Genomic DNA, 12,596 nt, shown 5'->3' on the forward strand with positions numbered 1-12,596 from the left:
GCGCAGGCCGAGTGTGGCCGGCGCCGCAATTCGGAAGAAGCACATCGCGCCCGGGATGGGGCGAGGGTTATGAAGTTTGTTTGAACGGCACTTGACTGCTACGCGCTCATACCAGGTCTATAAAACCCGCAGAGTTATAGGATCAAGCCGCACGGGCAATTAGTATCGGTTAGCTCAACGCATTACTGCGCTTCCACACCCGACCTATCAACGTTCTGGTCTCGAACGACCCTTCAGGGGGGTCAAGCCCCCGGGATACCTAATCTTCAGACGAGTTTCCCGCTTAGATGCCTTCAGCGGTTATCTCTTCCGTACTTAGCTACCCGGCAATGCCATTGGCATGACAACCGGTACACCAGAGGTACGTCCACTCCGGTCCTCTCGTACTAGGAGCAGGCTCCGTCAAGTATCCAACGCCCACGGCAGATAGGGACCAAACTGTCTCACGACGTTTTAAACCCAGCTCACGTACCTCTTTAAATGGCGAACAGCCATACCCTTGGGACCGGCTACAGCCCCAGGATGAGATGAGCCGACATCGAGGTGCCAAACACCGCCGTCGATATGAACTCTTGGGCGGTATCAGCCTGTTATCCCCAGAGTACCTTTTATCCGTTGAGCGATGGCCCTTCCATTCAGAACCACCGGATCACTATGTCCTGCTTTCGCACCTGTTCGACTTGTCAGTCTCACAGTCAAGCACGCTTATGCCATTGCACTATCAGCACGATTTCCGACCGTACCTAGCGTACCTTCGAACTCCTCCGTTACGCTTTGGGAGGAGACCGCCCCAGTCAAACTGCCTACCATGCACTGTCCCCGATCCGGATAACGGACCAAGGTTAGAACCGCAAACAAACCAGGGTGGTATTTCAAGGACGGCTCCACCGAATCTGGCGACTCGGTTTCTGCGCCTCCCACCTATCCTACACAGGCCGGTTCACAGTCCAATGCAAAGCTACAGTAAAGGTTCATGGGGTCTTCCCGTCTAGCCGCGGGTAGATTGCATCATCACAAACACTTCAACTTCGCTGAGTCTCAGGAGGAGACAGTGTGGCCATCGTTACGCCATTCGTGCAGGTCGGAACTTACCCGACAAGGAATTTCGCTACCTTAGGACCGTTATAGTTACGGCCGCCGTTTACCGGGGCTTCGATCAAGAGCTTGCACCCCATCACTTAACCTTCCGGCACCGGGCAGGCGTCACACCCTATACGTCGACTTTCGTCTTGGCAGAGTGCTGTGTTTTTAATAAACAGTCGCAGCCACCGATTCTCTGCGGCCCCATCGAGCTTGGCGCGCGGGCGCCTCACCCTACCGGGGCATACCTTCTCCCGAAGTTACGGTATCAATTTGCCGAGTTCCTTCTCCTGAGTTCTCTCAAGCGCCTTGGAATATTCATCCCGTCCACCTGTGTCGGTTTGCGGTACGGTCTCGTACAGCTGAAGCTTAGAGGCTTTTCTTGGAACCACTTCCAATCACTTCGCGAGACTTGCTCGCTCGTGCCACACCCTTGAATTACGCGCCCGGATTTGCCTAAAGCGCCTTCTCCAATGCAGCAACAGGGACATCCAACACCCTGATGACCTTCCGCGATCCGTCCCCCCATCGCACTGTACGACGGTGCGGGAATATTAACCCGCTTCCCATCAGCTACGCATCTCTGCCTCGCCTTAGGGGCCGACTCACCCTGCGCCGATGAACGTTGCGCAGGAAACCTTGGACTTACGGCGAGGGGGCTTTTCACCCCCTTTATCGCTACTCATGTCAGCATTCGCACTTCTGATACCTCCAGCAACCCTTACGAGTCACCTTCACAGGCTTACAGAACGCTCTCCTACCGCGTGTACAAAGTACACACCCGCAGCTTCGGTTTATCGCTTGAGCCCCGTTACATCTTCCGCGCAGGACGACTCGATCAGTGAGCTATTACGCTTTCTTTAAAGGATGGCTGCTTCTAAGCCAACCTCCTGACTGTCTATGCCTTCCCACTTCGTTTCCCACTTAGCGATAATTTGGGACCTTAGCTGGCGGTCTGGGTTGTTTCCCTCTTGAGTCCGGACGTTAGCACCCGGTGCTCTGTCTCCCAAGCTGGACTTGCGGGTATTCGGAGTTTGCCATGGTTTGGTAAGTCGCCATGACCCCCTAGCCATAACAGTGCTCTACCCCCCGCAGTCATACTTGAGGCACTACCTAAATAGTTTTCGGAGAGAACCAGCTATTTCCAGATTTGTTTAGCCTTTCACCCCTATCCACAGCTCATCCCCTAGTTTTTCAACACTAGTGGGTTCGGTCCTCCAGCACGTGTTACCGTGCCTTCAACCTGGCCATGGGTAGATCATCTGGTTTCGGGTCTACACCCAGCGACTGAATCGCCCTATTCGGACTCGCTTTCGCTACGCCTTCCCTATCCGGTTAAGCTCGCCACTGAATGTAAGTCGCTGACCCATTATACAAAAGGTACGCCGTCACCCCATTAAGAGGCTCCGACTGTTTGTATGCATACGGTTTCAGGATCTATTTCACTCCCCTTCCGGGGTTCTTTTCGCCTTTCCCTCACGGTACTGGTTCACTATCGGTCGATCACGAGTATTTAGCCTTGGAGGATGGTCCCCCCATCTTCAGACAGGATTTCACGTGTCCCGCCCTACTTCTCTTACGCCTAGTTCCACCAGCCAGATTTCGTCTACAGGGCTATCACCTGCTACGGCCGGGCTTTCCATCCCGTTCGACTATCTGATTGGCTAAATCGTAAAGGCTGCTCCGATTTCGCTCGCCACTACTTTCGGAATCTCGGTTGATGTCTGTTCCTCGAGCTACTGAGATGTTTCAGTTCACCCGGTTCGCCTCCACTGGCCTATGTATTCAGCCAGGGATACTGCTTGCGCAGTGGGTTTCCCCATTCGGACATCTGCGGATCAAAGCTTGTTTGCCAGCTCCCCGCAGCTTTTCGCAGGCTACCACGTCCTTCTTCGCCTGTGATCGCCAAGGCATCCACCATATGCACTTAGTCGCTTGATCCTATAACACTACCGTCTTATAGGACGCTGATATGTTTCGCGTTTGTGCCGTTCATAAGTTTCAAAGCCATCCCGATCCAACTGCGATCGGAATCTTGAGACTTGGAACTAAATCTATGCAATCACAACCCGTGCTCATTTTCATCGGCTCGCGCCGACTACTACATGAACACACTTTCGTTGTGCTTCTTCCTGATTGTTAAAGAACGATGTATAGCTCGCATTGGGCAAAACCCAACGCACAGGGCTGACTCGCAACCCTGGGCGTTGAACTCTGGCGCATGGTGGAGGTGAACGGGATCGAACCGATGACATCCTGCTTGCAAAGCAGGCGCTCTCCCAGCTGAGCTACACCCCCGTATCCCCTCATCCGCGGCCACTACCGGCCGCCGCCTCGGAAATACCTGGTGGGTCTGGTTGGATTCGAACCAACGACCCCCGCCTTATCAAGACGGTGCTCTAACCGACTGAGCTACAGACCCAAAAACCCTCTTCGGATCAGCAGTCAGGGTCGCGGCCCAGGGAGGACTCCCCCTCACCCAACGCCCGCAACCGATCCCGGCTACACATATAAACAACCGATAAGCGTGGACGCTTAATAGTCCGCACTTCAAGCTCTTAAAGGAGGTGATCCAGCCGCACCTTCCGATACGGCTACCTTGTTACGACTTCACCCCAGTCATGAATCCTACCGTGGTAATCGCCCCCCTTGCGGTTAGGCTAACTACTTCTGGTAAAACCCACTCCCATGGTGTGTCGGGCGGTGTGTACAAGACCCGGGAACGTATTCACCGCGACATGCTGATCCGCGATTACTAGCGATTCCGACTTCACGCAGTCGAGTTGCAGACTGCGATCCGGACTACGATCGGGTTTCTGGGATTGGCTCCCCCTCGCGGGTTGGCTGCCCTCTGTCCCGACCATTGTATGACGTGTGAAGCCCTACCCATAAGGGCCATGAGGACTTGACGTCATCCCCACCTTCCTCCGGTTTGTCACCGGCAGTCTCATTAGAGTGCCCTTTCGTAGCAACTAATGACAAGGGTTGCGCTCGTTGCGGGACTTAACCCAACATCTCACGACACGAGCTGACGACAGCCATGCAGCACCTGTGTTCCGGTTCTCTTGCGAGCACTGCCAAATCTCTTCGGCATTCCAGACATGTCAAGGGTAGGTAAGGTTTTTCGCGTTGCATCGAATTAATCCACATCATCCACCGCTTGTGCGGGTCCCCGTCAATTCCTTTGAGTTTTAATCTTGCGACCGTACTCCCCAGGCGGTCAACTTCACGCGTTAGCTGCGCTACCAAGGGCCGAAGCCCCCAACAGCTAGTTGACATCGTTTAGGGCGTGGACTACCAGGGTATCTAATCCTGTTTGCTCCCCACGCTTTCGTGCATGAGCGTCAGTGTTATCCCAGGAGGCTGCCTTCGCCATCGGTGTTCCTCCGCATCTCTACGCATTTCACTGCTACACGCGGAATTCCACCTCCCTCTGACACACTCTAGCCCGGTAGTTAAAAATGCAGTTCCAAGGTTAAGCCCTGGGATTTCACATCTTTCTTTCCGAACCGCCTGCGCACGCTTTACGCCCAGTAATTCCGATTAACGCTTGCACCCTACGTATTACCGCGGCTGCTGGCACGTAGTTAGCCGGTGCTTATTCTGCAGGTACCGTCAGTTGCCCCAGGTATTAACCAGGGCCGTTTCTTTCCTGCCAAAAGTGCTTTACAACCCGAAGGCCTTCATCGCACACGCGGGATGGCTGGATCAGGGTTGCCCCCATTGTCCAAAATTCCCCACTGCTGCCTCCCGTAGGAGTCTGGGCCGTGTCTCAGTCCCAGTGTGGCTGGTCGTCCTCTCAAACCAGCTACGGATCGTCGCCTTGGTAGGCCTTTACCCCACCAACTAGCTAATCCGATATCGGCCGCTCCAATAGTGCGAGGCCCGAAGGTCCCCCGCTTTCCCCCAAAGGGCGTATGCGGTATTAGCTACGCTTTCGCGTAGTTATCCCCCGCTACTGGGCACGTTCCGATACATTACTCACCCGTTCGCCACTCGCCGCCAGACCGAAGTCCGCGCTGCCGTTCGACTTGCATGTGTAAAGCATCCCGCTAGCGTTCAATCTGAGCCAGGATCAAACTCTTCAGTTCAATCTCTGTAGTTCGCGCACCGCTACCGAAGTAGCAGCACTTTGCTCAAAGGAAGTGAGGTTCGATGAATATCTTTGACATATTCAAGGTTCTTCACTTCGATGTGAGCACTTGGTTCTCTTTGGCCTGGCAAGCCCGGCTAAACCGGACCCGCCTCGCGCGGCCCACCAAGCGCCCACACTTATCGGTTGTTTCGTTGTTAAAGAACAGGTACCGCTTACTGCCCGCCAGCTGCTTCGCAACCGGCTTGCTGTCTCAGCAGCACAGAAACGAGATTATGAGGCCTTTTTTGAAACCTGTCAAATCGATCGGTGTCTGATTTGCCGCTTCCCGCTGCTCCGCCAAAACCACCGGCCGAACCGCGAAAAGGCGAGACTATACACGAATTTTTAGCCGCCTGCTAAACGTTCGATACGGGCCTGCGGCGGACGGTACCAGGCGCGCGATACTTGCCACGTGTCTGTCACCGTTTACTATTCGATCTGGACCATGATGCCCCACTCCCAGGCTATGACTGAAGACATCCTGATCAACGTTACTCCCTTCGAAACGCGGGTCGCCCTGGTGGAACAGGGCGCGGTCCAGGAATTGCACGTCGAGCGCAGCATCCAGCGCGGCCATGTCGGCAACATCTACCTGGGGCGCGTGGTGCGGGTGCTGCCCGGCATGCAGAGCGCCTTCATCGACATCGGCCTGGAACGGGCCGCCTTCATCCATATTGCCGATTTGCGCGAGAACCGCAGCGAGCGCAGCCAGGGCCTGACGCCGACGGCGATCGAGAAGCTGCTGTTCGAGGGCCAGACGCTGATGGTGCAGGTGATCAAGGATCCGCTGGGCACCAAGGGGGCCCGGCTGTCGACCCAGATCAGCATCGCGGGGCGCATGCTGGTCTACCTGCCGCACGATCCGCATATCGGCATCTCGCAGAAGATCGATTCCGAGGCCGAGCGCATCCAGTTGCGCGAGCGCCTGCAGGCGCTGATTCCGCCGGACGAGAAAGGCGGGCTCATCGTGCGCACCCAGGCCGAGGGCGCCACCGACGAGGAACTGAGCGCCGACCTGGAGTACCTGCGCAAGCTATGGAGCCGCGTCCAGGCCGGCGCCCGCAACCAGCCGGCCCCGGCCCTGCTGCACCAGGACCTGACCCTGGCGCAGCGCGTGCTGCGCGACATGGTGGGCCCGAACACCGGCGTGATCCAGGTCGATTCGCGCACCACCACGGCCGCGCTGAAAGAGTGGGCGCGCGTCTATACCCCCTCGGTGGCCGAACGCATCCAGCACTACAGCGGCGAGCGCCCGCTATTCGACACGGCCAATGTGGACGAGGAAATTGCGCGCGCGCTGTCGCGCCGGGTGGACCTGAAGTCGGGCGGCTACCTGATCATCGACCAGACTGAAGCCCTGACCACGGTGGACGTCAATACGGGCGGGTTTGTCGGCGGGCGCAATTTCGACGACACCATTTTCAAGACCAACCTGGAAGCCGCGCAGGCGATCGCGCGGCAGCTGCGGCTGCGCAACCTGGGCGGCATCGTGATCCTGGACTTCATCGACATGGAAGACCTGGAGCACCGTGAGACCGTGCTGGCCGAGTTGAAGAAGGCGCTGGCGCGCGACCGCACCCGCATGACGGTCAATGGCTTCACGCAGCTGGGCCTGGTGGAGATGACCCGCAAGCGCACCCGCGATTCGCTGGCGCACCAGTTGTGCGAGCCCTGCCCCATGTGCGAGGCGCGCGGCAATGTGCGCACCGCGCGCACCGTGTGCTATGAGATCCTGCGCGAGATCCTGCGCGAGGCGCGCCAGCTCAACCCGCGCGAGTTCCGCATCCTGGCGTCGCAGAACGTGGTCGACCTGTTCCTGGAAGAAGAAAGCCAGCACCTGGCGATGCTGGGCGATTTCGTCGGCAAGCCCGTGTCGCTGGAAGTCGAGACCGCCTATTCGCAGGAACAGTACGACATCATCCTGACCTGACCCCGGTGCGCCCCCGCCGCAGGCCAGCCAGCCGTGCGCCGGGGGTCGGCCCCGAGGGCGATCCCCGGCGCACGTCAGTCTTCGCGGAACTGCATGTTGTAGAGCGTGGCGTAGAGGCCCTGCGCGGCCAGCAGGTCGGCGTGCGACCCCTGCTCGACGATCTGGCCGCTGTCGAGCACGATGATGCGGTCCGCGTTCTGGACGGTGGACAGCCGGTGCGCGATGACCAGGGTGGTGCGGCCGCGCATGAGCCGCTCGAGCGATGCCTGAACCTGGCGCTCGGATTCGTTGTCGAGGGCGGAGGTGGCCTCGTCGAGGATCAGGATGGGCGCGTTCTTGATGAGCGCCCGCGCGATGGCCAGGCGCTGCCGCTGGCCGCCGGACAGGCGCGCGGCGTTCTCGCCCACCGGCGTGTGCATGCCCTGCGGCAGGCCTTCGACAAAGTCGAGCAGGTTGGCGGCCGCCAGCGCGTCGCGCACCTGTTCTTCGCTGGCCTGACCCAGCGCGCCGTAGCCCACGTTGGCCGCGATGCTGTCGTCGAACAGGACGACATCCTGGCTGACCAGCGACAGGTGCGAGCGCAGGCTGCGCAGGCTGAGTTCGTCGATGGGGACGTCGTCGACCAGGATGCTGCCGGAGTCCGGCAGCACGAAGCGCGGCAGCATGTTGACCAGCGTGGTCTTGCCGCTGCCCGAGCGCCCCACCAGCGCCACCGTCTGGCCCGGTTCGACCACGAACGAGACCGCGCTGACGGTATCGCGGTCGGCGTCGTCAAAGCGGTGCGTGACCTGGCGGAACTCGATCTTGCCGCGCACGGGCTCGGGCAGCGTGCGCTTGCCGGCATCGGCTTCCGGCGTCTGGTCGACCAGCGTGAAGACGCTTTCGGCGGCCACCAGCATCTTCTGCATCTTGCCCGCCAGGTTGGTCAGGCGCTTGATGGGGTCGAAGATCTGCGCCAGGGCCGCCATGAAGGAGGCGAAGCTGCCCACCGTGAGGGTGCCGTTGTTGGCCTGGCCGAGGGCGACCGCGATGATGGCCGCCACCGAGATCGAGATGCAGACCTGGGTCAGCGGCGTCATGGCGGCGTCGGCCGTGGCGGTGCGCATGGCGAAGCGGCGCAGCCGCGCATTGACGAACGAGAAGCGGCTGCGCTCGGCCTCGTAGCCGTCGAACAGCTTGATGACCCGTTGGCCGTCGATGCCCTCGCCCACCACCCGGGTCAGCTCGGCGTTCATGTTGACCGTCTCGCGGTTGATGCGGCGCAGCCGGCGGATGAACACCCGGGCGATCAGCACCGAGACCGGCAGCATGATCAGGATGATCAGCGTGAGCATCCACGACATGTACAGCAGCACGCAGATCAGGGCCACGACGACCAGGGTCTCGCGCACCAGCACGGTGATCACGTCGGTAGCGTAGCCGGTGACGTTGCCGGCATCGATGGTGAAGCGGTTGAGCAGCCGGCCGGTGTCGCCGCGCTTGAAATCGGCGTCGGGCAGGCCCAGCAGGCGCTCGAACATGTCGCGGCGGATGCCGAGCAGCACGTTGTTGGCGACCCAGGCCAGGAGATAATCGCTGAAGAAGTTACAGACGCCGCGCAGGAAGATCAGGCCGACGACCGCCAGGGGGATGGCCCACACATAATACGGCTTGGCGCCCGAAAAACCCTCGTCCAGCAGCGGTTTCATGATGACGGCCAGCGTGGGCTGGGTGGCGGCGGCGCCGGCCATCAGCACGATGGCCAGCAGCAGGCCTTTCCAGTAGGAACCTACGCGGCTGTAGACGCGCTTCCAGAGTTCGGCCTTGACCGGATGGGAACCGGCGGGTGCTTGGCGTGAGGCGGAATTCAAGGGGCGGCTCGCTTTAATACAATTGTGCCCGGGATTGTACCGTCCGCCTGCCGGAGAACCTGTTGCCCTCGATGCCCGAGATTTCCTGCCTGTATGTACGACTGCCCAACTGGGTGGGCGATGTCTGCATGAGCCTGCCCAGCCTGGAACTGCTGCGCGCCACCGGCCTGCCGCTGGTGTTGTGCGCGCGACCGTGGGCGCGCGATCTGCTGGCCGGCGTCCCGGCGCGCGGCTTCATTCCCATGCGCGGCCGCCTGCTGGACGACCGGCGCGCCGTGCGCGAGCACCAGCGGGCGCTCGGCGGCGATGCCGCGCGGGCGCGCGGCCTGGCCTTGCCGGATTCGCTGTCCAGCGCGGCCGTCTTCCGCCTGGCCGGCGTGCCCGTCGCCGGCTATCGCGACGACGGCCGCAGCCTGCTGCTGCGCTGGCCCATCGCCAAGCCGGCGGCCGGCCTGCACGCCGTAGAGTCGTGGCATTACCTGACCCGCAGCGCGCTGCAGCGCTGGGGGCTGCCGGCCGGCGACGCCCAGCCCGGCCCGCGGCTGCCCCTGCCCCTCACCCCCGAACACCAGGCCGCGGCCGACGCGCTGTTGCGTGAAACCGGCCTCGCCGGCCAGCCTTTCGTGCTGATCGCTCCCACCGCGACGGGCCTGCACAAGGGCCGCATCAAAGTGTGGCCCGGCTTCGATGCGTTGACGCGGACCCTGCAGGCGCGCGGCCATACCGTGGTAATGTGCCCGCCTCCCGCCGAGGCCGACGAGGCGCGCCGCAATGCGCCGACCGCCCGGCTGCTGCCGCCACTGCCGCTGGGCGCATTTGCGGCCTTGACCGCGCGCGCCGCGCTGGTGGTGTGCAATGATTCGGGGGTGTCGCATGTGGCCGCCGCCGCCGACGCGCTCCAATTGACGCTGTTCGGCGTGACCGACCCGGGGCGTACCGGGCCCTGGTCGCCGCGCGCGGTCTGCCTCGGGTCCGAGCAAGCCTGGCCCGAGGCCGCCGAGGTGGAGCGCCAGGCGTGCGCCTTGCTGGAATCGGCCTCCTGACCGGATTGTTTACATGACTATTACGCATTACCTGGCCAATCTGATCATCCCCCTGAATCTCTGCGTGACCCTGGTCGTCCTCGGTCTGGTGCTGGGCCTGTTCCGCCTGCGCCGCACGGGCGCCGCCCTGGCGGCCTTCGGGCTGGCCTGGGCGCTGGCCTGGTCGCTGCCGGCCACCTCGCTGTGGCTGGGCGGCCGACTCGAATCGCGCTATCCGCACCTGCCCCCGGCGCAGTTGCCGACCGCCGACGCCATCGTGGTGCTGGGCGGCAACACGGCCAACGGCCGGGCCAACTGGTTCCTGCCGTACGACAAGGAAACCGCCGTCGTGCGGGTGGACACCGCCATCAACCTGTACCGGGCGCATCGCGCCCCCAAGGTCGTGCTGTCGGGCGGCGCCCTGGAAGGCGACGTCAGCGAGGCGCGCGGCATGGCGTACCAGATGAAGCAGCAGGGCGTGCCGGAAAGCGCCCTGCTGCTGGAGAACTCCAGCCGCACCACGTATGAGAACGCCACCCTGACCGAAGACGAACTGAAGGAACACGGCTTCGGCAAGATTCTGCTGGTGACCTCGGCCCTGCACATGCCGCGCGCCATGGCGGCCTTCTCCAAGCAGGGCGTGGAGGCCATCCCGGCCTCGACGCCGCCGCAGATCGTGCTGCCGCCCGACGGCTCGGTGTCGCCCTGGATACCGCATATGCGCACCCTGGATGCGAGCCGCTCCATCATCAAGGAATACGCCGGCCTGCTGGTGTATTGGCTGCGCGGCTGGGTCTGAGCGATGACGCGCCCGGGGACGCTCGCCTGCCGGCCCGGCTGCGGGGCTTGCTGCATCGCCCCGTCGATCACCCGGCCGCTGCCCGGCATGCCCGACGGCAAGCCGGCCGGCGTGCCCTGCGTACAGTTGCTGCCGGATATGCGCTGCGCGATATTCGGCCATCCGTCGCGGCCGGACTTCTGCGGCGGCCTGCAGCCCCAGGCCGACATGTGCGGCAGCGACCGCGCGCAGGCGATCGCCTGGCTGGCGCGGCTGGAGGCGGCAACAGCGCCCGGGCGCTGACGCGGCCGCGGCTCAGCCGGCCGCCAGCAGCCCGGGCACGGCCAGCAGGCCGGCCAGCCGGGCGGCGGCGACCTGCTCCGGCGTGACCACGTCGGCCGTCATCAGGAAGTTGGCGGTGCCCAGGCACACGCCGCGGGCGACCACCGGCACATTGATCACCGAACGCAATCCCAGCGCCGCGATGGCGGCGTGATCGTCGAAGGCCTGGCGAATCGCCTCGCTGCCCTGCCCGATGAAAAGGCGCTGCTCGAGCAGCACCTGCCTGCCCCACTCCGTGCCGGCCTTGCGCTTGGAGCCGCCAGGCGGATAGGCCTGCGGGTTGGAGCTGTACAGGCGGACCACCGCCATGGGCCCGGGATCGTAGCGGTTGATGGTGCACAGGCGGTGGCCCAGCGCCTGGGCCGCGTAGGCATCGATGGCGCGGAACAAGGCCTGCGGATCGCGGTCGGCGCAGCCCCGCGCCAGGGCATCGACGTGCGGCAAGGCGCCGGCATAGGCATCTTGCATCATTGCAGCGTGATTCCCAGGTCGCGCACCAGCTTGCCGTACTTGTCGGCATCGCGCGACAGCGTCTCGGCGAACTCGGCCGGCGTGGTCTGCAGGACCTCCACGCCCATGTCGCCCATCTTCTTGATCACTTCGGGCTTGGCCAGCACCGCGTTGATTTCCTTGTTCAGCCGTTCGACCAGGGCGGGATCCATGCCGGCCGGCCCGAACGCGCCGTACCAGACGGCCAGTTCATAGCCCGGCAGGGTCTCGGCCACGGTGGGCACGTCCGGCAGCAGCGGCGAACGGCGGCTTTCCGTCACGGCCAGCAGCTTGAGCTTGCCGACCTGGACGTGCGGCAGCGTCTGGGTGCCGGCGCTGAACAGCAGCTGCGTGCGATCGGCCACGGTGTCCATGACGGCCGGCGCGCCGCCGCGGTACGGGATGTGCAGCATGCGGATGCCGGTGGCCTTCTCGAACAGCGCCGCGCTGAGATGGTTGGTCGAACCCGCGCCCGCCGAGGCATAGGCGATCTGGTCGGGCCGCGCCTTGGCGTATTCGATGAATTCGGCCACGCTGTCGACCGGCAGCGACGGGTTGACCACCATGGTGTTGGTGACCAGGGCCAGCTCGGCGATGGGGGTGAAGTCCTTCACGCCGTCGAACGGCATGCTGGAGTACATGGCCTGGTTCATGGTGTGGGTGCTCATGGAACCGACCAGCAGCGTGTAGCCATCGGGCGCGGCGCGCGCCACCTGGGCCGAGCCGATGTTGCCGGAGGCGCCCGAGCGGTTCTCGACCACCACCGGCTGGCCCAGCGACTGGGTCATGTGCTCCGAGAGCAGGCGCGCCAGGATGTCGGTGGAGCCGCCCGCCGCCCACGGCACGATGATGGTGATGGGTTTCTCCGGCCAGGCGGCCTGGGCCGTCCACGGCAGCAGCGCCGCGGCGGCGAGGGCCAGCGGCCCGAGGAATTTGCGTGCGGAAAAGGTCATGACGATACCCCCTTGCG

The 12,596-nt window shown here is 62.6% G+C and carries 7 protein-coding genes, 2 tRNA genes and 2 rRNA genes; 4 read left to right on the top strand and 7 right to left on the bottom strand.

The window, feature by feature from the left end; genetic code table 11:
* Nucleotides 1–138: 138 nt before the first annotated feature.
* From CAL24_RS14235 to CAL24_RS14250, 4 genes are all read right to left on the bottom strand, one after another.
* Nucleotides 139–3,021: ribosomal RNA gene (locus CAL24_RS14235) — 23S ribosomal RNA — on the bottom strand.
* 281 nt (nt 3,022–3,302) lie between these two features.
* Nucleotides 3,303–3,378 (bottom strand) — tRNA-Ala (locus CAL24_RS14240).
* 47 nt (nt 3,379–3,425) lie between these two features.
* A tRNA-Ile gene (locus CAL24_RS14245) sits at nt 3,426–3,502 on the bottom strand.
* Nucleotides 3,503–3,640: 138 nt separating this feature from the next.
* Nucleotides 3,641–5,171, bottom strand: a 16S ribosomal RNA gene (locus CAL24_RS14250).
* Together the 16S and 23S rRNA genes with 2 tRNA genes alongside form the textbook arrangement of a ribosomal RNA operon.
* Before the next feature lie 510 nt (nt 5,172–5,681).
* Here CAL24_RS14250 and rng point away from each other — a divergent pair.
* A complete protein-coding gene (rng, locus tag CAL24_RS14255) occupies nt 5,682–7,145 on the top strand; it encodes a ribonuclease G (RefSeq protein ID WP_094807007.1) in 1,464 nt (487 codons plus the stop codon).
* Nucleotides 7,146–7,219: 74 nt separating this feature from the next.
* On the opposite strand, the gene msbA is transcribed toward rng, so the two are convergent.
* Nucleotides 7,220–8,995: a lipid A export permease/ATP-binding protein MsbA gene (msbA, locus tag CAL24_RS14260; protein WP_028353923.1), complete on the bottom strand. Its 1,776-nt coding sequence runs from the start codon at nt 8,993–8,995 to the stop codon at nt 7,220–7,222.
* Nucleotides 8,996–9,066: 71 nt separating this feature from the next.
* Here msbA and CAL24_RS14265 point away from each other — a divergent pair, with 71 nt between their 5' ends.
* From CAL24_RS14265 to CAL24_RS14275, 3 genes are read left to right on the top strand one after another with little or no spacing between them, the layout of a single operon-like run.
* Complete coding sequence (locus CAL24_RS14265) at nt 9,067–10,038, top strand: glycosyltransferase family 9 protein (RefSeq protein ID WP_094807008.1); 972 nt, start codon at nt 9,067–9,069, stop codon at nt 10,036–10,038.
* A gap of 13 nt (nt 10,039–10,051) precedes the next feature.
* Nucleotides 10,052–10,816, top strand: a complete 765-nt coding sequence (locus CAL24_RS14270) for a YdcF family protein (RefSeq protein ID WP_028353925.1) — start codon at nt 10,052–10,054, stop codon at nt 10,814–10,816.
* 3 nt (nt 10,817–10,819) lie between these two features.
* Complete coding sequence (locus CAL24_RS14275; protein ID WP_028353926.1) at nt 10,820–11,098, top strand: YkgJ family cysteine cluster protein; 279 nt, start codon at nt 10,820–10,822, stop codon at nt 11,096–11,098.
* Nucleotides 11,099–11,110: 12 nt separating this feature from the next.
* On the opposite strand, the gene CAL24_RS14280 is transcribed toward CAL24_RS14275, so the two are convergent.
* Both CAL24_RS14280 and CAL24_RS14285 read right to left on the bottom strand, forming a co-directional pair.
* Complete coding sequence (locus tag CAL24_RS14280; protein ID WP_094807009.1) at nt 11,111–11,608, bottom strand: GAF domain-containing protein; 498 nt, start codon at nt 11,606–11,608, stop codon at nt 11,111–11,113.
* Complete coding sequence (locus CAL24_RS14285; RefSeq protein WP_028353928.1) at nt 11,605–12,579, bottom strand: Bug family tripartite tricarboxylate transporter substrate binding protein; 975 nt, start codon at nt 12,577–12,579, stop codon at nt 11,605–11,607. Before CAL24_RS14285 ends, CAL24_RS14280 begins: the two co-directional genes overlap by 4 nt.
* Between the last annotated feature and the right edge of the window lie 17 nt (nt 12,580–12,596).

Origin of the sequence: Bordetella genomosp. 2 (genome assembly GCF_002261345.1) — a bacterium.
GTDB lineage: Bacteria > Pseudomonadota > Gammaproteobacteria > Burkholderiales > Burkholderiaceae_B > Bordetella_A.

Bases quoted from the DNA above. Each gene is read 5' to 3' on its own strand.
- CAL24_RS14285 (WP_028353928.1), bottom strand. From the start codon at position 12,579: ATGACCTTTTCCGCACGCAAATTCCTCGGGCCGCTGGCCCTCGCCGCC.
- CAL24_RS14265 (WP_094807008.1), top strand. From the start codon at position 9,067: ATGCCCGAGATTTCCTGCCTGTATGTACGACTGCCCAACTGGGTGGGC.
- CAL24_RS14270 (WP_028353925.1), top strand. From the start codon at position 10,052: ATGACTATTACGCATTACCTGGCCAATCTGATCATCCCCCTGAATCTC.
- rng (WP_094807007.1), top strand. From the start codon at position 5,682: ATGACTGAAGACATCCTGATCAACGTTACTCCCTTCGAAACGCGGGTC.
- CAL24_RS14280 (WP_094807009.1), bottom strand. From the start codon at position 11,608: ATGATGCAAGATGCCTATGCCGGCGCCTTGCCGCACGTCGATGCCCTG.
- CAL24_RS14275 (WP_028353926.1), top strand. From the start codon at position 10,820: ATGACGCGCCCGGGGACGCTCGCCTGCCGGCCCGGCTGCGGGGCTTGC.